Source organism: Klebsiella variicola, from assembly GCF_000828055.2.
Lineage (GTDB): Bacteria > Pseudomonadota > Gammaproteobacteria > Enterobacterales > Enterobacteriaceae > Klebsiella > Klebsiella variicola.
Map to the genome: position 1 here is coordinate 1661963 of NZ_CP010523.2, position 23287 is coordinate 1685249.

General features: G+C 61.0%; 21 protein-coding genes. 12 read left to right on the forward strand and 9 right to left on the reverse strand.

Annotated elements, in window-relative coordinates; translation table 11 throughout:
- Positions 1-28: 28 nt before the first annotated feature.
- On the reverse strand, positions 29-598 hold the full coding sequence (locus tag SP68_RS07910; protein ID WP_008804042.1) for a DedA family protein: 570 nt from the start codon (positions 596-598) through the stop codon (positions 29-31).
- Between the two features lie 152 nt (positions 599-750).
- On the opposite strand from SP68_RS07910, the gene SP68_RS07915 reads away from it, so the two are divergent.
- Positions 751-1338 carry a Yip1 family protein gene (locus tag SP68_RS07915; RefSeq protein ID WP_008804043.1) on the forward strand — a complete coding sequence of 196 codons (588 nt, stop codon included), beginning with the start codon at positions 751-753 and terminating at the stop codon, positions 1336-1338.
- Between the two features lie 188 nt (positions 1339-1526).
- Complete coding sequence (gene pbpG / locus SP68_RS07920) at positions 1527-2477, forward strand: D-alanyl-D-alanine endopeptidase (protein ID WP_022064810.1); 951 nt, start codon at positions 1527-1529, stop codon at positions 2475-2477.
- 341 nt (positions 2478-2818) lie between these two features.
- On the opposite strand, the gene SP68_RS07925 is transcribed toward pbpG, so the two are convergent.
- Together SP68_RS07925 and dld are read right to left on the reverse strand one after the other, a co-directional pair.
- Entirely contained in the window at positions 2819-3373 is a 555-nt protein-coding gene (locus tag SP68_RS07925; RefSeq protein ID WP_008804045.1) for a GNAT family N-acetyltransferase, read from the reverse strand.
- 85 nt (positions 3374-3458) lie between these two features.
- Entirely contained in the window at positions 3459-5204 is a 1746-nt protein-coding gene (dld, locus tag SP68_RS07930) for a D-lactate dehydrogenase (RefSeq protein ID WP_008804046.1), read from the reverse strand.
- 194 nt (positions 5205-5398) lie between these two features.
- On the opposite strand from dld, the gene bglX reads away from it, so the two are divergent.
- The 5 genes from bglX (at position 5399) to SP68_RS07955 (ending at position 11576) form a co-directional block, all read left to right on the forward strand.
- Positions 5399-7696 (forward strand): beta-glucosidase BglX, encoded by a 2298-nt coding sequence (gene bglX / locus SP68_RS07935; RefSeq protein WP_071891534.1) that lies wholly within the window; start codon positions 5399-5401, stop codon positions 7694-7696.
- Between the two features lie 136 nt (positions 7697-7832).
- Entirely contained in the window at positions 7833-8750 is a 918-nt protein-coding gene (gene osmF / locus SP68_RS07940) for a glycine betaine ABC transporter substrate-binding protein OsmF (protein WP_040968743.1), read from the forward strand.
- A gap of 7 nt (positions 8751-8757) precedes the next feature.
- Positions 8758-9915 (forward strand): ABC transporter permease, encoded by a 1158-nt coding sequence (locus SP68_RS07945; RefSeq protein ID WP_040968742.1) that lies wholly within the window; start codon positions 8758-8760, stop codon positions 9913-9915.
- Positions 9908-10855 carry an ABC transporter ATP-binding protein gene (locus SP68_RS07950; protein ID WP_040968741.1) on the forward strand — a complete coding sequence of 316 codons (948 nt, stop codon included), beginning with the start codon at positions 9908-9910 and terminating at the stop codon, positions 10853-10855. Before SP68_RS07945 ends, SP68_RS07950 begins: the two co-directional genes overlap by 8 nt.
- Positions 10839-11576 carry an ABC transporter permease gene (locus SP68_RS07955; RefSeq protein WP_022064807.1) on the forward strand — a complete coding sequence of 246 codons (738 nt, stop codon included), beginning with the start codon at positions 10839-10841 and terminating at the stop codon, positions 11574-11576. Before SP68_RS07950 ends, SP68_RS07955 begins: the two co-directional genes overlap by 17 nt.
- Here the strand turns inward: SP68_RS07955 and SP68_RS26205 are convergent.
- Positions 11551-11664, reverse strand: a complete 114-nt coding sequence (locus SP68_RS26205; RefSeq protein ID WP_002912762.1) for a protein YohO — start codon at positions 11662-11664, stop codon at positions 11551-11553. The two genes, SP68_RS07955 and SP68_RS26205, sit on opposite strands and share 26 nt — an antisense overlap.
- A 229-nt stretch (positions 11665-11893) precedes the next feature.
- Between SP68_RS26205 and SP68_RS07960 the strand changes: the two genes are divergently transcribed.
- The 3 genes from SP68_RS07960 to SP68_RS07970 are packed head-to-tail and all read left to right on the forward strand — an operon-like array spanning position 11894 to position 14813.
- Positions 11894-13582, forward strand: a complete 1689-nt coding sequence (locus SP68_RS07960) for a sensor histidine kinase (protein WP_002912760.1) — start codon at positions 11894-11896, stop codon at positions 13580-13582.
- Positions 13576-14295 (forward strand): two-component system response regulator BtsR, encoded by a 720-nt coding sequence (gene btsR / locus SP68_RS07965; RefSeq protein ID WP_008804052.1) that lies wholly within the window; start codon positions 13576-13578, stop codon positions 14293-14295. Before SP68_RS07960 ends, btsR begins: the two co-directional genes overlap by 7 nt.
- Positions 14296-14342: 47 nt before the next feature.
- On the forward strand, positions 14343-14813 hold the full coding sequence (locus tag SP68_RS07970) for a YehS family protein (RefSeq protein ID WP_008804053.1): 471 nt from the start codon (positions 14343-14345) through the stop codon (positions 14811-14813).
- Positions 14814-14924: 111 nt separating this feature from the next.
- On the opposite strand, the gene metG is transcribed toward SP68_RS07970, so the two are convergent.
- Positions 14925-16958 (reverse strand): methionine--tRNA ligase, encoded by a 2034-nt coding sequence (gene metG / locus SP68_RS07975; RefSeq protein ID WP_002912753.1) that lies wholly within the window; start codon positions 16956-16958, stop codon positions 14925-14927.
- A gap of 153 nt (positions 16959-17111) precedes the next feature.
- Between metG and apbC the strand changes: the two genes are divergently transcribed.
- On the forward strand, positions 17112-18221 hold the full coding sequence (apbC, locus tag SP68_RS07980) for an iron-sulfur cluster carrier protein ApbC (RefSeq protein WP_008804054.1): 1110 nt from the start codon (positions 17112-17114) through the stop codon (positions 18219-18221).
- On the opposite strand, the gene SP68_RS07985 is transcribed toward apbC, so the two are convergent.
- A complete protein-coding gene (locus SP68_RS07985; protein ID WP_008804055.1) occupies positions 18218-18679 on the reverse strand; it encodes a GNAT family N-acetyltransferase in 462 nt (153 codons plus the stop codon). The genes apbC and SP68_RS07985 overlap by 4 nt on opposite strands.
- Positions 18654-18971 carry an RcnB family protein gene (locus tag SP68_RS07990; protein WP_002912749.1) on the reverse strand — a complete coding sequence of 106 codons (318 nt, stop codon included), beginning with the start codon at positions 18969-18971 and terminating at the stop codon, positions 18654-18656. Before SP68_RS07990 ends, SP68_RS07985 begins: the two co-directional genes overlap by 26 nt.
- Positions 18972-19154: 183 nt before the next feature.
- Between SP68_RS07990 and SP68_RS07995 the strand changes: the two genes are divergently transcribed.
- Positions 19155-20054, forward strand: a complete 900-nt coding sequence (locus SP68_RS07995; RefSeq protein WP_008804056.1) for a LysR family transcriptional regulator — start codon at positions 19155-19157, stop codon at positions 20052-20054.
- On the opposite strand, the gene SP68_RS08000 is transcribed toward SP68_RS07995, so the two are convergent.
- Positions 20044-21387, reverse strand: coding sequence for an NCS2 family permease (locus SP68_RS08000; RefSeq protein WP_012967563.1), 1344 nt, complete (start codon positions 21385-21387; stop codon positions 20044-20046). The two genes, SP68_RS07995 and SP68_RS08000, sit on opposite strands and share 11 nt — an antisense overlap.
- Before the next feature lie 2 nt (positions 21388-21389).
- Entirely contained in the window at positions 21390-23201 is a 1812-nt protein-coding gene (locus SP68_RS08005; RefSeq protein ID WP_022064804.1) for an adenine deaminase, read from the reverse strand.
- Positions 23202-23287 lie beyond the last annotated feature (86 nt).

Here is a 23287-nt window from a genome sequence, read left to right on the forward strand (position 1 = left end):
CGCAACGGCGCGCCTTCGGGGGCGCCGTTTAGTCTTTCTTCTTCCTTTCTCGCCGCCTGAGCCACCAGTGGGCGGCAACCACCAGTCCTACCGCGAGGATCAGCCAGATCCAGTGCTTCAGATGGGCGTCCAGATGGTGCAGCCACGGGCCAACCACCTCGCCGCCGAGATAGCCAATGGTGGTAAACAGCAGGGCCCACACCAGCGCTCCGACAATATTCAACGGCAGGAAAATGCGCGGCGGCAGGCGGCTGGCGCCGATCAGCAGGGGGCCGATTACCCGGAAGCCATACATAAAGCGGGTGCCGATGACAAACAGCCACGGCCGGTGCTGGATCATGCGCTGCGCTTTACGTATTCGCGCCTTCTGGCTGGCGAAACGGCGCAGAATGCGTCCCCCGAAGCGGCGGCCGACCAGATAGAGCAGCTGATCGCCAATCATCCCGCCGAGGGCGACGGCGATCACCACCAGGGGAAACTTCAGTAACCCCTGATGCGCTGCGACGCCGCCCAGCAGGGTAATGGTCTCACCTTCCGCCATGCTGCCGACGATCAGCGCCGCGTAGCCATACTGGGAAATCAGGTGATTGATATCCATAAACAGCTTATCTCCTTATCTCATCACCTTTAATCATACACCCTGCTGACCAAAACGCGGTGACGCAGATTTTTTGTGCTGTACACAAAATAATCTACAGGGTGAATTATACTTGGATCAGTGCAGTACGAAGCCGTGACAAGGGGGACGCTATGAACCATGTCTGGGGGCTCTTCGCTCATCCCAACCGGGAAATGAGCGTGATAAAGAGCGAGAACGAAACCATTTCTCATCACTATACGCACCATGTGCTGCTGATGGCGGCGGTTCCGGTGGTGTGCGCCTTTATCGGCACTACGCAGCTGGGCTGGAACTTCGGCGACGGCACCGTTATTAAACTGTCGATGTTGACCGGTCTGGCGCTGGCGGTACTGTTTTACGCCGTGATGCTGGCCGGGGTGGCGATCATGGGGCGGGTTATCTGGTGGATGGCCAGGCAGTATCCGCAGCAGCCTTCGCTGAAACGCTGCATGGTGTTTGCCGGCTATGTGGCCACGCCGCTGTTTCTGAGCGGGATTGTGGCGCTCTATCCGCTGGTCTGGCTGTGCGCGCTGATCGGTACCATCGCGCTGTTTTACACCGGCTATCTGCTCTATCTGGGCATCCCGACCTTCCTGAGCATTAACCGGGAAGAGGGGTTAAGCTTCGCCAGTTCGACGCTGGCCATCGGAGTGCTGGTACTGGAAGTGCTGCTGGCGATCACCGTGGTACTGTGGGGGTATGGTTACCGACTCTTCTGATCGCACGTCACTGGATAATATGCATTGCCGGCAAATATGTATTTTGTGTCGGCAATGCAGCATTTCTTCACGATTCTTATTAGGCACAGGGCCTTACGGCGCGGTATGATGGCGTTTGCCAGCGATGTTGCCCACTTAACCTCGCGGCGTACGTTCCATAACGTGCAAAAATACTTTTCAGAATGCCCATGATGCCGAAATTTCGAGTCTCTTTGCTCAGCCTGACCTTGCTGCTGGCTGTGCCTTTTGCGCCCCAGGCGTTAGCAAAAACCTCCGCGGCGGTTGCCGCCTCGCAGCCGGATATCGCCTCCGGCAGCGCCATGATCGTCGATCTGGCCACCAAAAAAATCATCTATGCCAGCCAGCCGGATCTGGTGCGCCCGATGGCGTCAATCACCAAAGTGATGACCGCCATGGTGGTGCTCGATGCCCATCTGCCGATGGATGAGATGCTGACGGTGGATATCAGCCATACGCCGGAAATGAAGGGGATCTACTCCCGCGTGCGCCTCAACAGCCAAATCAGCCGCCGCACGATGCTGCTGCTGGCGCTGATGTCTTCCGAGAACCGCGCGGCCGCCAGCCTGGCGCATCACTATCCAGGCGGCTACGATGCCTTCATTCGCGCGATGAACGCCAAAGCCCAGGCGCTGGGCATGACTCATACCCGCTACGTGGAGCCGACGGGCCTGTCGGTGCATAACGTCTCCACCGCCCGCGATCTGACCAAACTGCTGATCGCCAGCGAGCAGTATCCGCTGATTGGCCAGCTGAGCACCACCAAAGAAGAGACCGCCACTTTCGCCCATCCGGCCTACAGCCTGCCGTTCCGCAACACCAACCATCTGGTGTATCGCGATAACTGGAATATCCAGCTGACTAAAACCGGCTTCACCAACGCTGCCGGCCACTGCCTGATTATGCGTACGGTGATTAACCAACGCCCGGTGGCGCTGGTGGTGATGGATGCCTTCGGTAAATACACCCACTTCGCCGACGCCAGCCGCTTGCGGACCTGGATCGAGACCGGGAAAGTGATGCCGGTACCCGCCTCGGCGCTGAGCTATAAAAAGCAGCGCGAATCGCAGATGGCAGAGGCGATGCTGAAAGGCGGCGCGCAGACCGCGCAGAACGATTAATCTACATGTCCCCCGGATGGCGGCGCATTGCGCCTTATCCGGGCTACGTGATTTGGCGCCGGGTTCGCCCCCTTCGCAGGCCCGGCAAGCGCAGCGCCGCCGGGCAATATACCCGACACCGTGCCGCGTTTGTGCCGGATGGCGGCTCGCGCCTTATCCGGGCTACGTGATTTGGCGCCGGGTTCGCCCCCTTCGTAGGCCCGGCAAGCGCAGCGCCGCCGGGCAATCAGGCCGAGTGCCGGTGTTTGTGCCGGATGGCGGCTGACGCCTCTACGGAACCGCGCTGAACGGTAGCCCGGCTAAGGCGTTTACGCCGCGAGCCGGGGATTTGACGCCGGATATCACTCCGGCAGCGTCCAGTCGCCGTCACCCAGCGCGCGCTGCATAATCAACGTATCTCGCCAGTCGCCCATCTTGTAGCCCACGCTGCGCAGTTGACCCGCCACGGTAAAACCAAACTTTTTATGGATCGCCAGCGAACCGGCATTGTTATGGCCATCACCGATGATCGCCAGCATCTGCCGCCACGGGCCTTTCTCGCATTCGGCGATCAGCCGCGACAGCAGCGCGCTGCCGATGCCGCGCCCGCCCATCCCGGATTCCACGTAGATCGATTCCTCAAGCGTGTAACGATAGGCCGGACGAGGCCGATAGAAGGTGGCGTAGCAGTAGCCGACGATGGCGCCGCGCCACAGCGCCACCAGCCAGGGCAGCCCGTTATCGCGGACGGTTTTGATCCGTTTACGCATTTCGTCAACGGTAGGGGGGATCTCTTCAAAGGAAGCGCGGCCATTGAGCACGTGCCAGACATACAGCGCGGCGATGGCGTGCGCATCGTCGGGCAGCGCTTCACGAATTTCTAAATCACTGTCGAGTAACGGGGCCTCTGCGGGCATGGCGGCGCTCCTGAATCTGCCGGAGAGACATTCTCCGGCGTGCAGCGTAATACAGAAGCGCCAGGCTGAATAGTCCTGCCGCTGATTATTGCGGATCTGCCGGGGAGACCGGCGTTGGTGCCGCTTCACCCCAGTATTTCTGCTTACTGGTTTTACCAATCCCCGGGTTCATGCTGTTGGTCGGATCGTTCTGGCGATAGAACTGCTGCAGGCTCTCCGGGGCCTCATACAGATGACCCACGTTATGCTCCGCCGGGTACTGGGCGCCGCGCGCTTTCAGCAACGCCAGCATCTGCTCTTTCAGAGCGTGGGCGTCGACCCCTTTCTTGACGATGTAATCCTGATGGAACACATGGCACATAAAGTGGCCATAGTAGAGCTTATGCACCAGCTGGCTGTCGATCTCCGGCGGCAGATGTTCGAACCACTCGGTATCGTTGCGGCGCAAGGCGATATCCAGCGCCAGAATATCTTCCACTTCGTCAGCATGCACCGCCTGATAGCGGATGGCCGCGCCGGCGGCGGCAAAGCGGTGCAGAAACGCCTTGCTGCCTTCCTCCGGCGTACAGGCGAAGAAATCCCCCTCGGCCTGCTGGAAGTATTCCGTCAGCCAGCGCTGCGCTTCTTCGATGCCATCCCCGGCCATCTTCAGCAGCAGATGATGTTCATATTTATCACGCCAGGTTTTCATCCGCTCCGGTAAGTGCGCCGGGAAGACGTGGCCGAGCTTCTGCATAAAGCGGTCGGTAAAGTGCGGCTTAAACAGCGAGACTTTCTCCAGCATCGCGTCGGTGCGCCCCTTCATGGTGAAGAAGAACGGCATTTTGTCGGTGCCGAGCTTGTCGATCATCAGGAAGGTGTCTTTGCCATACTTCTCGGCGATATCGTAAATATCGCGGTGCATATATTCCCCGGCCACCGGCAGATGCTGGAACTCGGCGAGGATATGGCGGCGGATCTCGGTCAATACCTGCGGCTGGTTGGTGCCAATGTAAAACACCTGCTGGCGTTTTTCCGCCGGGAAGGTATCCAGACGCGCGGCGAAAACCGCCAGCTTGCCGGCGCAGCCGGAGGATTCGAACAGGCGGTCCGGGTCGGCGTTGTAGCGCGCCGGGGTGTCGGCATCGACATCGCGCACGCGGGTCACATAGTCGTGATCGTGGGCGTGGCGGCCGTCGTGCAGCACATCGCTATCGCTGATGCGCTCGTCGTCGAGGCGGCTGAGGATCTGCTCCGGCGTGCTGCCGAGATCAATGCCCAGATGGTTGACCAGCTTCAGCTTGCCGTCGGCGTCAATCTGCGCGAACAGCGACATTTCGGTATAGGCGGGCCCGCGCTGCACCAGCGAACCGCCGGAGTTGTTGCAGATCCCGCCGATCACCGATGCGCCGATGCATGACGAGCCGATCACTGAGTGCGGCTCGCGACCCAGCGGTTTGAGCGCTTTTTCCAGCGAATAGAGGGTAGTGCCGGGCCAGGCCAGCACCTGCTCGCCTTTGTCCAGCAGATGCAGTTTATCCAGGCGCAGAGTGCTGATAATCACGATCTCGCGATCGTAATCATTGCCGTTGGGGGTCGAACCTTCGGTCAGGCCGGTGTTGGCCGCCTGCATCAGAATAATTTTATCGGCGTCTACGCAGGCGTTAAGCACGCGCCAGAGTTCCAGCAGGGTGCCGGGAAAGACAACCGCCAGCGCCTCGCCCTGACCGGAGCGGAAGCCTTTGCGGTAGCGTTGGGTTTTTGCCGGGTCGGTCAGCAGATGCGAAGGGCCAACCAGGCGCGCCAGATCCGCCAGAAACGTTTTATGGGTATTAGTGGGTGCAGATGACATGTTCCACTCCTTGTGGTGGTGCGCGAAATATCGAGGATAAGCATAGCGCTTTGTATGACAATTTGATGCATGAATGTTTCGCAAAAATCAGAGAAGAACCTTAGCATTCTGCGGGCGCGTTGTTTATATATATGGCAAACTGCGGTTTTTATTATGTTTTACCGAGTCCCCGTCTGAGAAAAAGCGAGATAACAATGAAATGGCTCTGCACTGTAGGCGTCGCCGTGAGTCTGGCGCTGCAACCCGCGCTGGCGGATGAACTGTTTGGTAACCACCCTCTGACCCCGCAGGCGCGGGATGCCTTTGTCACCGATCTGCTGAAAAAAATGACGGTAGACGAGAAAATCGGCCAGCTGCGTCTGATAAGCGTTGGCCCGGATAACCCGAAAGAGGCGATCCGCGACATGATCAAAAACGGTCAGGTGGGGGCGATTTTTAACACCGTCACCCGGCCGGATATCCGCGTGATGCAGGATCAGGTGATGCAGCTTAGCCGCCTGAAGATCCCATTGTTCTTTGCCTACGATGTGCTGCACGGTCAGCGCACCGTGTTCCCGATAAGCCTCGGCCTGGCCTCATCGTTTAACCTTGACGCCGTGAAGACCGTGGGCCGCGTGTCAGCTTATGAAGCCGCCGATGACGGCCTGAACATGACCTGGGCGCCGATGGTCGACGTCTCCCGCGACCCGCGCTGGGGACGCGCTTCCGAAGGGTTCGGGGAAGACACGTATCTGACCACGATGATGGGCCAGGCGATGGTGGAGTCGATGCAGGGCAAGAGCCCGGCGGACCGCTATTCGGTGATGACCAGCGTCAAGCACTTCGCCGCCTACGGCGCGGTGGAGGGCGGGAAAGAGTACAACACGGTCGACATGAGCCCGCAGCGCCTGTTCAACGACTATATGCCGCCGTACAAAGCCGGGCTTGATGCCGGCAGCGGCGCGGTGATGGTGGCCCTGAACTCGCTGAACGGCACCCCGGCGACTGCTGATTCCTGGCTGCTGAAAGACGTCCTGCGCGACCAGTGGGGCTTTAAAGGCATCACGGTCTCCGACCACGGCGCCATCAAAGAGTTGATTAAGCACGGCGTGGCCTCCGACCCGGAAGACGCGGTGCGCGTGGCGCTTAAGTCCGGCATCAACATGAGCATGAGTGACGAGTATTACAGCAAGTACCTGCCGGGGCTGGTGAAGTCTGGCAAGGTGACCATGGCCGAGCTGGATGACGCCACCCGTCATGTGCTCAACGTCAAATATGACATGGGGCTGTTCAACGATCCTTACAGCCACCTGGGACCAAAAGATTCTGACCCGCAGGACACCAACGCGGAAAGCCGCCTGCATCGCAAAGAGGCGCGGGAAGTGGCCCGCGAAAGTCTGGTACTGCTGAAAAACCGTCTCGATACGCTGCCGCTGAAAAAATCCGGCACTATCGCGGTGGTCGGTGCGCTGGCGGACAGCAAACGCGACATGATGGGCAGCTGGTCCGCGGCCGGGGTGGCCGACCAGTCGGTGACCGTCCTGACCGGCATCAAAGAAGCGCTGGGTGATAACGGTAAAGTGATTTACGCCAAAGGGGCGAACGTCACTGACGATAAAGGCATCGTCGATTTCCTTAACCTGTATGAGAACGCGGTGCAGGTTGACCCGCGCTCGCCGCAGGAAATGATCGACGAAGCCGTCGCGGCGGCGAAGCAATCCGACGTGGTGGTTGCCGTGGTGGGCGAAGCGCAGGGCATGGCGCATGAGGCCTCCAGCCGGACCGACATCACCCTGCCGCAGAGCCAGCGCAATCTTATTGCCGCCCTCAAAGCCACCGGCAAACCGCTGGTGCTGGTGCTGATGAACGGCCGTCCGCTGGCGCTGGTGAAAGAGGATCAGCAAGCCGATGCGCTGCTGGAGACCTGGTTTGCCGGCACTGAAGGCGGTCACGCCATCGCCGACGTGCTGTTTGGCGATTACAATCCGTCGGGCAAACTGCCGATGTCTTTCCCGCGCTCGGTGGGGCAGATCCCAACCTACTACAGCCACCTGAATACCGGCCGGCCTTATAATCCGGAGAAACCGAACAAGTACACCTCGCGTTACTTCGATGAAGCCAACGGCCCGCTGTATCCGTTTGGTTACGGCCTCAGCTACACCACCTTTAGCGTCTCCGATGTCACCATGTCGTCAGCCACCCTGCCGCGCGACGGCAGCGTGACCGCCAGCGTGCAGGTGACCAACACCGGCAAACGCGAAGGGGCAACGGTCATTCAGCTGTATCTGCAGGACGTCACTGCCTCCATGAGCCGGCCGGTGAAAATGCTGCGCGGCTTTAAAAAGGTCAACCTCAAGCCGGGCGAAACGCAAACCGTCAGCTTCCCGATTGACGTCAACGCGCTGAAGTTCTGGAACCAGCAGATGAAATACGTTGCTGAGCCGGGCAAATTCAATGTCTTTATCGGCGTGGACTCCGCCCGCGTGAAGCAGAGCGAGTTTGAACTGTTGTAAGGAATAGCCCTTAAGCTCAACGTGACACGTTAAAGGCCGATTAATCGGCCTTTTCTTTTTCGCATCGCTGGCAAATGGACTACGCTTTTCTCTTAAGCTTCTGTAAGCGAAGCGCAAAAGAACTGAGGGAAGCGGGATGAAGATGGCAATGAAATGGTCCGGTGCGCTGGCGCTGGTCGCCCTGATAAGTTTACCGCTGCAGGCGGCGGAGCCGGTGAAGGTCGGCTCGAAAATTGATACCGAAGGCGCGCTGCTGGGCAATATGATCCAGCAGGTGCTGGAAAGCCACGGCGTAAAAACGATTAATAAAATCCAGCTCGGCACCACGCCGGTGGTGCGCGGAGCGATTGTCGCCGGCGAGCTGGATATCTATCCGGAATATACCGGCAATGGCGCCTTCTTCTTCAAAGATGAAAACGACCCGGCGTGGAAGCATGCCCAACAGGGCTATGAGAAGGTGAAGCGCCTCGATCAGGAGAAACATCAGCTGGTATGGCTCACCCCGGCGCCGGCCAACAATACCTGGACTATCGCCGTGCGCCAGGACCTGGCGGAGAAAAATCACCTGACCTCGCTGGCCGACCTCAGTCGCTACCTGAAGCAGGGCGGCGAATTTAAGCTGGCGGCCTCGGCGGAGTTTATTGAGCGCCCGGACGCGCTGCCGGCGTTTGAAAAAGCGTATGGCTTCAACCTCAACCAGAACCAACTGTTGTCGCTGGCCGGGGGCGATACGGCGGTGACCATCAAAGCGGCGGCGCAGCAGACCTCGGGCGTAAACGCGGCGATGGCCTACGGCACTGACGGCCCGGTCGCGGCGCTGGGGTTACAGACGCTGAGCGACCCGCAGGGCGTGCAGCCGATTTATGCCCCGACGCCGGTGGTGCGTGAGGCAGTGCTCAAAGCCTATCCGCAGATCGCCGACTGGCTGAAGCCGGTCTTTGCCAGCCTCGATGAAAAAACCTTGCAGCAGCTGAACGCCCGCATTGCGGTGGAAGGCCAGGATGCGAAGCGCGTGGCGGCAGATTATCTGCAGCAGAAAGGCCTGCTGAAGTAAGCCACCGGTGACCATTCGCTGTACTCACCGCGTCGGCCTGCTGCTGACAGGTCTGCTGCTGGTTACGCTGGCGCTGCCGTTTATTACTTACGCGCCGAATCGCTTACTCTCCGGCGAAGGGCGCGGGCTGTGGCAGGTGATGCCCTGGCTCGCCGGCGTTCAGCTGGCGGCAATCCTTGCCGGGATGCTGCTTTGCTGGCTGCCAGGCAGGGCCGCGCCGCTTCTTCACCTGCTGCTGGCCGAACTGCTCTTCCCGCTGCTTATCTGGGGCAGTGGACAGGCGGCGCTTGAGCTCTCCCGGCACGGCTCGCCGCTGGCGCGCACCTCGCCCGGCAGCGGCCTGTGGCTGTCGCTGGCGCTTTGTCTGCTGCTGGCCAGCGAGGCCATCCGTCATCTTACCGTCCGGCCGCTGTGGCGCTGGCTGCTTAATGCGCAAGTCTGGCTGTTGCCCATCATCCTGCTTGCTACCGGGGCGCTCGATCAGCTCTCTCTGCTGAAGGAGTATGCCAACCGTCAGGAGGTATTTGACGACGCCCTGCGCCAGCATCTGCTTTTGCTGTTCGGCACCCTGCTGCCGGGCCTGCTCATTGGCCTGCCGCTGGGGGTATGGCTGTGGCGACGTCCGCGCTGGCAGGCGCCGGCCTTCACCGTGCTCAATGTGATCCAGACTATCCCGTCGGTGGCGCTGTTCGGCCTGCTGATTGCGCCACTTGCCGGCCTGGCGCGCTATTTCCCGGCGCTGGGCGAGCTGGGCGTCTCCGGGACCGGCATGGCGCCGGCCCTGATCGCCCTGACTTTGTATGCGCTGCTGCCGCTGGTGCGTGGGGTGGTGACCGGCCTCCAGCAGGTGCCGCAGGATGCCCTGGAGAGCGCGACGGCGATGGGCATGAGCGCCGGGCAGCGCTTTCGTCAGGTGCAGCTTCCGCTGGCGATGCCGGTGTTGTTGCGCAGCCTGCGGGTGGTCAGCGTGCAAACCGTCGGCATGGCGGTAGTGGCCGCGCTGATCGGCGCCGGCGGTTTTGGCGCGCTGGTGTTTCAGGGGCTGCTGAGCAGTGCGCTGGATCTGGTGCTGCTGGGCGTGGTGCCGACCATTGCCCTGGCGGTGGTGGTGGATGCCCTGTTCGCCCTGTGGGGCGCCTGGCTAAAAGGAGAGGCCAATGATTGAGTTTGAAGGGGTCAGCAAAGTGTTTGCCGGCCACCCGGCGGTGAAGGACCTGACCCTGGAGCTGCGCGAAGGCGCCTTCTCGGTGCTGGTGGGGACCTCCGGCTCGGGCAAGTCGACGACGCTGAAGATGATCAACCGCCTGCTGGAGCCGGACCGTGGCACTATTCGTTTTGCCGGCGAGGACATCCGTCAGCAGCCGGTCCTGATCCTGCGACGGCGGATGGGCTATGCCATCCAGTCTATCGGCCTGTTTCCGCACTGGACGGTGGCGCAGAATATCGCCACTGTGCCGCAGCTGCAAAAATGGCCGCGGGTGAGGATCGCCGACCGGGTCGACGAGCTGATGGCGTTGTTAGGGCTGGAGGCGACGCTGCGCGACCGTTACCCGCATCAGCTCTCCGGCGGCCAGCAGCAGCGGGTGGGTGTGGCCCGGGCGCTGGCGGCGGATCCGGAGGTGCTGTTGATGGATGAGCCCTTCGGCGCCCTCGACCCGGTGACCCGCGAGGCGCTGCAGCAGGAGATGCTGCGCATCCACCGGCTGCTGGGGCGGACGGTTGTGCTGGTGACCCATGATATTGACGAAGCGCTGCGTCTGGCGGACCACCTGGTGCTGATGGACGGGGGCGAGGTGGTCCAGCAGGGGGCGCCGCTGGAGATGCTCCTGCGGCCGAAAAATAGCTTTGTGCAGACCTTTTTTGGCCGCAGCGAGCTGGGCGTGCGCCTGCTGTCGCTGCGCGAGGTGGGGGACTATTTGCGTCCCGGCGAACGGCTGGCGGGCGAGGGGCTGACCGTCACCATGACCCTGCGGGAAGCGCTGTCGCAGTTTGTCGCCCGGCGCTGCGAGGCGCTGTCGGTGGTCGATGCCGAAGGCAGGCCCTGCGGCACGCTGCATTTTGCCGATCTGCTGCGCCAGGAGGCGAGCCATGAAGGCGCTTCGTGAGCCGCTGTGGTGGCTTATCGCGCTGTTTATCGGTCTGCTGGTAGGGCTGCCCTACAGCGCGCCGCTGTTCAGTCGGCTGTTCCCGGAGCTGCCGCGGCCGGTCTATCAGCAGGAGAGCTTCTGGGCGCTAACCCTCGATCACGGCTGGCTGGTGGTGGCGTCCAGTCTCGCGGCAACGGTTGTGGGACTGGGGGCAGGGGTGGCGGTCACCCGGCCCGCCGGCAGCGCGTTTCGCCCGCTGGTGGAGACCATCGCCGCTATCGGGCAGACCTTTCCGCCGGTGGCGGTGCTGGCGATGGCGGTGCCGGTGCTGGGATTTGGCTGGCTGCCCGCGCTCATCGCCCTCGCGCTGTATGGCATACTGCCGGTGTTGCAGGGGACGCTGGCCGGGCTGGGGTCGATACCGTCGGGGGTGTCAGGGGTGGCCGAAGGGATGGGAATGACCGGCTGGCAGCGTCTGTATAAGGTGGAGCTACCGCTGGCGGCCCCGGTGATACTGGCGGGGATCCGCACCTCGGTCATCGTCAATATTGGTACCGCGACCATTGCTTCGACGGTGGGGGCCAGTACGCTCGGGACGCCGATCATCATCGGCCTGAGCGGCTTTAATACCGCCTATATTGTTCAGGGGGCGCTGCTGGTGGCGCTGGCGGCGATTATCGTCGACCGCGCGTTTGAGCGTCTGACCCGCTGGATCAGCCGACACCGCCACGCACAATAAAGGAATAGCCGGCCAGCATTACGCCGCTGATCCCGCCGATGGCCATAAGTAAGAAGAGGGTGACGACCGCGATTTTCGCTGGCTTCATAATAGGCTCCTGATGTTAACAGGGGGATTATACGGTGAAGCACAGGTGTTAATGAAACATTAATTGCGGTTTAGCGCGCCGCGTCGGGGTTTTTGCCGCGTTTACTGAGCAACGCGCCGGAAAAAAGTGTGATCCTGTCCGTCATTTTTCATTTTTATGCAGGGCTTCAAAGAAAGTTTTCGCCAGGCAGGGTATGGTACGCGCTTTCAGGCATGTGTGGTTTGCGGGTATGTACGAGTTTGATCTGGTGTTGCTGCTGCTTCAGCAGATGTGCGTATTTTTGGTCATCGCGTGGTTGATGAGCAAAACCCGGCTGTTTATCCCCCTGATGCAAGTCACCGTTCGCCTGCCGCACAAGCTGCTGTGCTACGTCACCTTCTCCATTTTCTGCATTATGGGGACCTATTTCGGTCTGCATATCGAAGACTCCATCGCCAACACCCGCGCCATCGGCGCCGTGATGGGCGGCCTGCTCGGCGGCCCGGTGGTCGGCGGGCTGGTGGGGCTGACCGGCGGCCTGCACCGCTACTCGCTGGGGGGAATGACCGCCTTAAGCTGCATGGTCTCCACCATCGTCGAGGGGCTGCTGGGCGGGCTGGTGCACAGCGTGCTGGTCAAACGCGGCCGGCCGGACAAGGTCTTTAGCCCGCTGACCGCCGGGGCGATCACCTTCGTGGCCGAGCTTGTGCAGATGATGATCATTCTGCTGATTGCCCGCCCGTTCCAGGACGCCCTGCATCTGGTGCAGAGCATTGCTGCGCCGATGATGGTCACCAATACCGTCGGTGCGGCGCTGTTTATGCGCATTCTGCTGGATAAACGGGCGATGTTCGAGAAATACACCTCCGCCTTTTCCGCCACGGCGCTGAAGGTGGCGGCGTCGACCGAGGGGATCCTGCGTCAGGGATTCAACGAAGAGAACAGCATGAAGGTGGCCCAGGTGCTGATCCAGGAGCTGGATATCGGCGCGGTGGCGATCACCGATCGCGACAAGCTGCTGGCGTTTACCGGCATCGGCGACGATCACCATCTGCCGGGCAAGCCTATCTCCTCCTCGTATACGCAACGGGCGATTGAGACCGGGGAGGTGGTCTACGCCGATGGCAACGAGGTGCCTTACCGCTGCTCGATTCATCCGCACTGTAAGCTGGGGTCGACGCTGGTGATCCCCCTGCGCGGTGAGAACCAGCGGGTGATAGGCACCATTAAACTGTATGAGGCGAAAAATCGCCTGTTCAGTTCGATCAACCGCACCCTCGGGGAGGGGATTGCCCAGCTGCTGTCGGCGCAGATCCTCGCCGGACAGTACGAGCGGCAGAAGGCGCTGCTGACGCAATCTGAAATCAAGCTCCTGCACGCCCAGGTCAACCCGCACTTCCTGTTTAACGCGCTTAACACGCTGAAGGCGGTGATCCGCCGCGACAGCGATCAGGCCGGCCAGCTGGTGCAGTATCTGTCGACCTTCTTTCGTAAGAACCTGAAACGGCCGACGGAAATTGTCACGCTTGCCGATGAGATCGAGCATGTTAACGCCTATCTGCAGATTGAGAAGGCTCGCTTCCAGGCTAACCTGCAGATCCAGATGGCGGTGCCCGAGGGGCTGGCGCATCACCAGCTGCCCGCTTTCACCCTGCAGCCGATCGTGGAGAACGCCATTAAGCATGGTACATCGCAACATCTTGGCGTCGGCGAAATTACCATCCGCGCCAGCCAGGACGATCGCTGGCTGCAGCTGGATATCGAAGATAACGCCGGGCTGTACCGGGCCAACCCCCAGGCCAGCGGGCTGGGGATGAATCTGGTGGACAGGCGTCTGCGGGCGCGTTTTGGCGCCGACTGCGGCATCAGCGTCACCTGCGAGCCGGAGCGCTTTACCCGTGTCACCCTACGTCTGCCCCTGGAGGAGAATGCATGCTGAGAGTATTGATCGTCGATGATGAGCCGCTGGCGCGGGAAAACCTGCGTATTTTGCTGGAGACTCAGCGCGATATCGAGATCGTCGGCGAGTGCGGCAACGCGGTGGAGGCGATTGGCGCAGTACATAAGCTGCGCCCTGACGTGCTGTTTCTCGACATCCAGATGCCGCGCATCAGCGGTCTGGAGATGGTCGGGATGCTCGACCCGGAGCATCGCCCCTATATCGTGTTTCTCACCGCTTTTGATGAGTACGCGGTGAAAGCCTTTGAGGAGCACGCTTTTGACTATCTGCTGAAGCCGATTGAGGCCGTGCGGCTGGAGAAAACCCTGGCCCGCCTGCGTCAGGAGCGCAGCCTGCAGGACGTGTCGCTGCTGGATGACGCCCGGCAGACGCTGAAATACATTCCCTGTACCGGCCACAGCCGTATCTGGCTGCTGCAGATGGAGGATGTGGCCTTCGTCAGCAGCCGGATGAGCGGCATCTACGTGACCGATCGCGAGGGAAAAGAGGGCTTTACCGAGCTGACCCTGCGCACCCTCGAGAGCCGCACGCCGTTGCTGCGCTGCCATCGCCAGTATCTGGTGAATATGGCGCACCTGAAGGAGATTCGCCTGGAAGAGAATGGCCAGGCGGAGCTGCTGATGCGCGCCGGGCAAACGGTGCCGGTGAGCCGGCGCTATTTAAAAAGCCTGAAAGAAGCGATTGGCCTGTAAAACTGCTACACTGCGCCCCATTGCAACATCGACAGTAAAAGGCACTCATGCTCAGTAATGATATTCTTCGTAGCCTGCGCTACACCCTGAAAGCCAATAATAACGATATGGTGCGCATTCTTGCGCTTGCCGATATGGAATCCACCGCCGCCAGCTTCGATACCTGGATGACGAAAGAGGATGAAGAGGGTTTTGTCCGCTGCCCGGATATTATCCTGTCGGGTTTCCTCAACGGCCTTATCTATGACAAGCGCGGCAAAGATGATTCGGCGCCAGAGCTGGCGCTGGAGCGTCGGGTGAATAACAACACGGTGCTGAAAAAGCTGCGGATCGCCTTCTCGCTGAAAACAGACGATATCCAGGCGATCATGAGCGAGCAGAAATACCGGGTGTCGGTGCCGGAAATCACCGCCATGATGCGCGCCCCGGAGCATAAAAACTACCGCGAGTGCGGGGATCAGTTTATGCGCAACTTCCTGCGCGGGTTGACCCACCGGGTGCATCACCCGAAGGCGTGATGTTTAGCCGGGTGGCGGCTTCGCCTTACCCGGCCGACAAAACCCGTAGGCCCGTGTAAACGTAGCGCCGCCGGGCAAAAAAAAAGCCGGAGATACTCTCCGGCTTTTTTGTTATTTCACCTGCTGACCCGGCTTCGCGCCGTCGTCAGGGCTTAACAGGAAGATATCCTTCCCGCCAGGGCCGGCGGCCATCACCATGCCCTCGGAGATGCCGAAGCGCATTTTCCGCGGCGCCAGGTTGGCGACCATCACCGTCAGGCGGCCAATCAGCGGCTGCGGATCCGGGTAAGCGGAGCGGATGCCGGAGAAGACGTTACGTTTTTCGCCGCCGAGATCCAGCGTCAGGCGCAGCAGCTTGTCGGAGCCCTCGACGAATTCCGCGTTTTCAATCAGCGCCACGCGCAGATCGACTTTGGCGAAATCGTCAAAGGTGATGGTCTCCTGAATCGGATCGTCCGCCAGCGGACCGGTGACCGGCGCCGCGGTGGCTTTCACCTCTTCTTTAGAGGCTTCCACCAGCGCTTCCACCTGTTTCATCTCGATGCGGTTATACAGCGCTTTAAACGGATTGACCTTATGCGCCAGCAGCGGCTGCTGAATGGCATCCCAGCTGAGTTCGCTGTTGAGGAACGCTTCCGCACGCGCCGCCAGCTGCGGCAGCACCGGCTTCAGCCAGGTCATCAGCACGCGGAACATGTTCAGACCCATGGTGCAGATGGCCTGCAGGTCGGCGTCGCGGCCTTCCTGTTTCGCCACCACCCACGGCGCCTGCTCATCGACGTAGCGGTTAGCCACGTCGGCGAGGGCCATGATTTCGCGGATTGCCTTACCGAACTCGCGGCTGTCCCATGCTTCGCCGATGCTTTCCGCCGCGTCGGTGAAGGTTTTATACAGCGCCGGGTCGGCCAGCTCAGCGGCCAGCACGCCGTCGAAACGCTTGCTGATAAAGCCGGCGTTGCGCGAGGCGAGGTTAACCACCTTGTTGACGATGTCGGCGTTCACGCGCTGCACGAAATCTTCCAGGTTCAGGTCGATGTCATCGATGCGCGAAGAGAGCTTGGCGGTGTAGTAGTAGCGCAGGCTGTCAGCGTCGAAATGATTTAACCAGGTGCTGGCCTTGATAAAGGTCCCACGCGACTTGGACATCTTCGCGCCGTTAACCGTCACGTAGCCGTGCACGAACAGGTTAGTCGGCTTACGGAAGTTGCTGCCTTCCAGCATTGCCGGCCAGAACAGGCTGTGGAAGTAGACAATGTCCTTGCCGATAAAGTGATACAGCTCGGCCGTGGAGTCTTTCTTCCAGTATTCGTCGAAGCTGGTGGTGTCGCCGCGCTTGTCGCACAGGTTCTTGAAGGAGCCCATGTAGCCGATCGGCGCGTCCAGCCAGACGTAGAAATATTTGCCCGGCGCGTTGGGAATTTCGAAGCCGAAGTACGGCGCATCGCGGGAGATGTCCCACTGCTGCAGGCCGGATTCGAACCACTCCTGCATTTTGTTCGCTACCTGCTCCTGCAGCGCGCCGCTGCGGGTCCACGCCTGCAGCATTTCGCTGAACGACGGCAGGTCGAAGAAGAAGTGCTCGGAGTCACGCATTACCGGCGTAGCGCCGGAGACCACCGATTTCGGGTCGATAAGTTCGGTGGGGCTGTAGGTCGCGCCGCACACTTCGCAGTTATCGCCATACTGGTCCGGAGATTTGCACTTCGGACAGGTGCCTTTCACAAAACGGTCCGGCAGGAACATGCCTTTTTCCGGATCGTAGAGCTGAGAGATGGTGCGGTTTTTAATAAAACCGTTCTCTTTCAGGCGGGTGTAGATAAGCTCCGACAGCTCGCGGTTCTCGTCGCTGTGCGTCGAGTGATAGTTATCATAGCTGATGTCGAAGCCGGCAAAATCGGTCTGATGCTCCTGACTCATTTCGCCAATCATCTGCTCCGGAGTGATACCGAGCTGCTGCGCTTTGAGCATGATCGGCGTGCCGTGGGCGTCGTCGGCGCAGATGAAGTTGACCTCGTGGCCGCGCATTCGCTGGTAACGGACCCAGACATCAGCCTGGATGTGCTCCAGCATGTGGCCGAGGTGGATGGAGCCGTTGGCGTACGGCAGGGCGCACGTTACCAGAATTTTCTTCGCGACTTGAGTCATAGTGAGCATTACATCTTCTGTTGTAAAAAGGGCTTCCGATATTACCAAAAGGGCTGTGGGTGCGCCATAAATGGCTGCCCATATATGGATAATCGTTAGCTGTGATAAACTCTGTGATTACTGAAAGCATCTCAAAACAACAAAGGAGTCGGGATGAATTCGCAATCCCAGGCCAAATCCCCTGAGCGCCTACGTGCGATGGTCGCCGGGACGCTGGCCAATTTCCAGCACCCAACCCTGAAGCATAATCTCACCGCCCTCAAGGCGCTGCACCATGTCGCCTGGCTGGACGATACCGTTCATATTGAGCTGCAGATGCCGTTCGTCTGGAGCAGCGCCTTCGAAGTGCTGAAAGAGCAGTGCAGCGCCGAGCTGCTGCGCATCACCGGCGCGAAGGCCATCGACTGGAAGCTGACCCACAGCATCGCGACCCTCAAGCGCGTGAAAAACCAGCCCGGGGTCAACGGCGTGAAGAACATTATCGCCATCAGCTCCGGCAAAGGCGGCGTCGGTAAATCTTCTACTGCCGTAAACCTGGCGCTGGCCCTGGCGGCGGAAGGGGCGAAGGTGGGCATTCTTGATGCCGATATCTACGGTCCGTCGATTCCGACCATGCTGGGCGCCGAAGACAGTCGCCCGACCTCACCGGACGGCACCCATATGGCGCCGATCATCAAGTATGGCCTGGCCACCAACTCTATCGGCTACCTGGTGACTGACGACAACGCCATGGTCTGGCGTGGTCCGATGGCCAGCAAGGCGCTGATGCAGATGCTGCAGGAGACCCTGTGGCCGGATCTTGATTACCTGGTGCTGGATATGCCGCCGGGCACCGGCGACATCCAGCTGACCCTGGCGCAGAACATTCCGGTGACCGGTGCGGTGGTGGTCACCACGCCGCAGGACATCGCGCTGATCGACGCCAAAAAAGGCATCGTGATGTTCGAGAAAGTGGAAGTGCCGGTGCTGGGGATCGTGGAAAACATGAGCATGCATATCTGCAGCAACTGCGGGCACCACGAGCCTATCTTCGGCACCGGCGGCGCGCAAAAACTGGCCGAGAAATACCACACCCAGCTGCTGGGTCAGCTGCCGCTGCATATTACGCTGCGGGAAGATCTGGATAACGGCACGCCGACGGTGGTGGCGCGTCCGGACAGCGAATTTACCGACATCTACCGCCAGCTGGCGGGCCGGGTGGCGGCCCAGATGTACTGGCAGGGAGAAGTGATCCCGGGTGAGATTGCCTTCCGCGCCGTTTAAGGCCGCGGCGAGCGCATCAGCCAGTATCTGCCCTCGGGCGACGCGCCCTGTGCTTCGATGGTCCAGCCATGACGCTGGTAGAAGCGCAGGGCGTTTTTATTTTCCATCAGGCATTTCAGCGTTCCGCTGGCGGTAAAGCTCCGTTCGACCTGCGCCAGCAGCGCGCTGCCGATATGTTTGCCCTGCCAGTCGGGGTCGACAAACAGATGGTGAAGGAAATTATCGGCGGTCCATACGGCGGCAAAGCCCACCGGCTGGCCGTCGCATTCCGCGACCCACAGTTGTTCATCCGCGGTGGCGGCATCGAAATCCTCCAGCCGCCACGCCGCGGCGGGAAGCCAGGTCCACGATAAACTGCGCGCCCGCAGGAAGATCTGGCGCAGCGCCGGAGAGTCCGCTGGCTCGCCGGGGCGGACGTGGAGGTTGCGCGGATCAGCGATGATAGAAGATCTCGCCATCGTACACTTTGAGGATTTTGCCTTCGGTATCGGTGATCAGCACGTAGTTACCGCCCATGTAGGTCCAGTGGCTGCCGGCGTCCGGTGCAGGCAGGTTACGCTGCTGCCACTGTTTGATGTTGTATTCCGGGGTGAGGTACATCGCCGGAACGGTGTCGCCGATGTGAAACTGGGTGAAATCGGCAGTGAACTCTTTCAGCGCATACTGATCGATCCCCGCGGCAGTAGCCGTCCAGCTGGCGCCAGCGGTGGCAAGAAGTACGCCCAGAAGCATCATTTTTGTTTTACGCATAATTTCCTCAATATTACCTGGACTCAAATTAGCAGCCTCGTATCATTCCTGATGCGTTGCTGAAATGGCAAGCACTGGATTTTTAAAAAGTGTAAGCAAAACACGGCACAAGTCTTGCGCCGCTTGCGTTGCAGCGACGGTGATGCGTATTTTGGGAGCAATCTGAAGCAGGGGAGAATCGGCATGTTCAGGCTGGAAGATCTGACCTTATTTGTCCGCGCCGCGGCACTGGGCAGTTTTAGCGACGCGGCGCGCGAGGCCGGACAGCAGCCGGCGCAGGTGAGCGCGGCGATTAAGCGTCTGGAGACGATCCTCAATATTCGCCTGTTTGCCCGTTCGACCCGCAGCCTGCGCCTGACGCCGGAGGGGGAAACCTGGCTGCCCTACGCCACTCAGATGCTCGATACCCTCGAGGCCGGTCTGCAGAAGATCCAGACCCCGGACGATGAAGTTCGCGGCATGTTGCAGATTGCCGTGCCGTCGGACCTCGGGCGTAACCTGCTCCTGACCCTGTTCCGAGATTTCCGCCAACGCCACCCGGCGCTGCGTTTGCGGTTGCTCTTTTCCGACCAGCTAACCGACGTGTTTAAAGATCCGGTGGACGTCGCGTTTCGCTATGGCAATAACGACGATGCCTCGTTTATCTCGCTGCCGGTGGCGCCGGAAAATCGTCGGGTGCTGGTGGCCTCGCCTGAGTGGATCGCCCGCCACGGCGAACCGCAGACCCTCGAGGAGCTCAGCCAGCACAATGCGTTGATCTACATTTTGCGCGGCCGTCCGTTCGACCGCTGGTCGCTGAGCCTCGACGGTGTGGTTCAGCAGCAGAAGGTCTCCGGCACGGTGATGAGCGACGACGCCGAGGTGATCCGTCGGCTGGCGGTGGCCGGGGAGGGCATTGCCTATAAATCGATGCTCGACGTCAGCGACGATCTGCGGGCGGGGCGCCTGCGGCGCCTGCTGCCGCGTTATCAGGGGGATGTGGTGCCGTTGAATCTGATTTGCCCGCACCGCAAACAGCTCTCTGCCGCGGTGCGTTTGTTATATGAAGAGGTGAAATCACATTGTGAAGGGCTTAATGCCTGACTAAGGTCGCGAAGTAATACACCAGCGGGACAGCCAGCACCCACAGGCCAATCGGGATTTCCCGCCACTTGCCGGCGATAGCCTTGATCACAATGTAAAACAGCAGCCCGCCGGCAATCCCGGTGCCGAAGCTGTTGGCGATAAGGGTGATCATCACCATCATCAGCACCGGCAGCCCGTCGGTGAAGTTGCCAAGATCCACTTTGCGCAGGCCGCTGAACATGTTGAGGCCAATCAGGATCAGCGCTGGGGCGGTGGCTTCTTTCGGGATCATCAACGCCACCGGCGTGAACAGCAGCATCAGCAGGAACATTACCGCCGCCGACAGGGCGGTGAGGCCGGTTTTGCCGCCGGCTTCCGCTGCCGCCGAAGACTCAATCAGTGCCGTCGCCGCCGGGATGCCCACCCATGGGCCGAGCGCGGCGGCAATCGAATCGACCATAAACGGGCGATTAATCTGCGGCATGTTGCCTTCTTCATCCAGCAGCCCCGCCTCGCCGCCCACCGCCAGCGTCGTCCCCATGGTGGAGAAAAACTCAGAAGCGAAAAAGACGAACAGGAACGGCAGGAAGGCGATGTTTAACGCCCCCAGCAGGTCAACCTGCCCCAGCACCGGGGTTAGCGAATGGGGAACGTCGATAAAACTTGTCGGCAGATGGGTGACGCCGAAGGGGATGCCCACCAGCGTGGCGCACAGAATGGCCCACAAAATCGCGCCCGGAACCTTACGCGCCTGCAGGGCTATCGCCAGGAACAGGCCGCACAGCGCCACCAGCGCGCCGGGGGCGAGAAAGTCGCCGAGCATCAGCGCGTTGGTTTTCGCATTGGCCAGCACCAGCCCGGCATTGCGAAAGCCGAGGACGGCGACAAACAGGCCGATGGAGGCGGTGAGCCCCAGCTTGATCGACTGCGGTACCGAGCGGGTGACCACTTCGCGCAGGCCAAAGCGGGTCAGCAGGAAGAAGAGGATCCCCGACCAGCAGGCAATCCCGAGGCCAGTCTGCCAGCCAATCCCTTCGCTACCGGCCAGCGTCACTCCCACCAGCACCGAGCCGCCAATCCCCGGGCCAACGATAAACGGCAGGTTGGCATAAAACGCCATCAGCAGAGAGCCGACGACGAAGACCAGAATGGTGCCGGTGGTGGCGGCGCCTTTGTCCATCCCGCCGATCGCCAGCAGCCCCGGGATGACCACCAGTAAATAGGCGGCGGCGAGAAAGCCGGTGATCCCGGCCAAGCATTCAGTGCGTAGCGTACCGCCGCGCGAGCGCAGCGCAAAGCGGCGCTCCAGCCAGTTAGCGCGGTCGGATGAGTGAAGTGTGTTATCGGCCATGCTCAGGCTCCCTGAGGATTATTGTTGTGATCGGTTGGCTCCGGGGTCTCCCGGCAGGCTATCAACGGGTCGACTATCTGACGGCTGCCGCCGTCGGTCAGACCCAAATCGGTTAAATGCGGCCCGGCGTTACAGGCAAGGCAGGTTCCTTCAATGGCCTTGAACACCCGGTACGGTGGCTCCCAGTCGGCGACTTGGCTGCTCAGATCGCGCAGCTCGCGGAACTGACGCGCCAGCTCGGCGGCCGGGAGATCCGACAGCATGCCGGCAATCGGCATTGCCACATGGGCAAGGATCTCGCCCTGTTGCGCCAGCGCCATCCCGCCGCCGGAGGCGATAAGCTGGTTGGCCGCCAGCGCCATATCATCAGCGTCGCGCCCGAGCACCACCAGATTGTGCGAGTCGTGGGAGTAGCTGGTGGCGATGGCGCCGCGCAGCTCACCCCAGCCTTCGAGCAGGGCGATTTGCGGTGTCGCCTCGTGGCGGCCGTGGCGGTGTTTAACCCAGATCAGACTGAAGCCGGCGGGCAGCTGGACTTTCCCGTCACGAACCTGCACTTCCACTTCGCCCCACTGGGTGAAGCGCGCGCCGCGGATATGACGCAGGCGGGCGACGCCGTGACGAATGCCCTGGACGCGCAGAACAAAGTCATCGGCGCGGAGGGGGGCGATCGGCAAAGTATCGCGCGGCGGCGTCACGCCCGGCGCGGGGGCGATCGGCTTCAGCAGGCGGCCAGCATGGGCCAGCCGTTCCCCCCCAACGTAGACTTCACGGGCCACCAGTTTCTCCAGGGAATCAAACACCACCAAATCCGCGCGCCGCCCGGCGGCAATCAGCCCGAGATCGTGGCGCTGCAGGCGAATAGCGGCGTTGAGGGTGGCGAATCGCAGCGCATCGACCGCCGGTAAACCGTGCTCGATCAGCAGGTTAAGTAGGGCGATGATCCCGCCTTTCTCCAGCAGCATATCCGGCGGCACGTCATCGGTGCAGACGGTGATTTGCGAGGAGAGGTGCGGCAGCGTTTTTAACGCCGCGACGATATCCGGCAGCAGATAGGGGTGCGAGCCGCGGATCTCGATCGTCAGACCGGCGCGCAGTTTTTCCAGCGCGTCGTCCGCCGAGGTCAGTTCATGATCGGAGGTGACGCCGGCGGCGAGGTAGGCCTGCAGGTCAGCGCCGCTCAGGCCGCGGGCGTGGCCTTCAATCAGTTTGCCGCTGTTGAGACCGGCCTGGACAATCTCCTGCATCCGCTCGCTACCGTGCAGCACGCCGTGCATATCCATCACTTCCGCCACACCGCGCACTTCCGGCCAGCCGAGCATGGTCTCCATCTCCGCGCCGGCGAAATCGGCGCCGGACATTTCGAGACCTGGCGTGGAGGGGACGCTGGACGGCGCGGCGACCATCACCTGCAGCGGCAGATGGCGGCTGGCGTCAACCGCGTAGCGCACGCCCTCGACGCCGAGGACGTTGGCCAGCTCATGCGGATCCCAGAACACCGCGGTGGTGCCCTGGGTGAGGACGATTTCCGCGTAGCGCTCCGGCGGCAGGTGCGAGCTTTCGAGGTGTACGTGGGTGTCCATCAGGCCGGGGGACAGGTAGCCACCGGCCAGGGAACGTACTTCATGGGCGTCGGTGCGGCTGCCGCGCGGGTGGACGCTGGCGATCATTTCGCCGACGATACCGACGTCAGCGGGGCGAATTTCGCCCGTGGCCATATCGACGATCTGCGCCTCGACCAGCAGCAGATCAAACGGGAATTCGCCGCGCGCGGCCTGCACGGCGCGACGACGGACTTGAGCATTGCTGGACATAACCACTCCGGCACAAGGATAATGCGGATACTCTATGGGCACAGCAAACGTTTGCCCAGATGAATAAATTTATCACCCGATAAGCT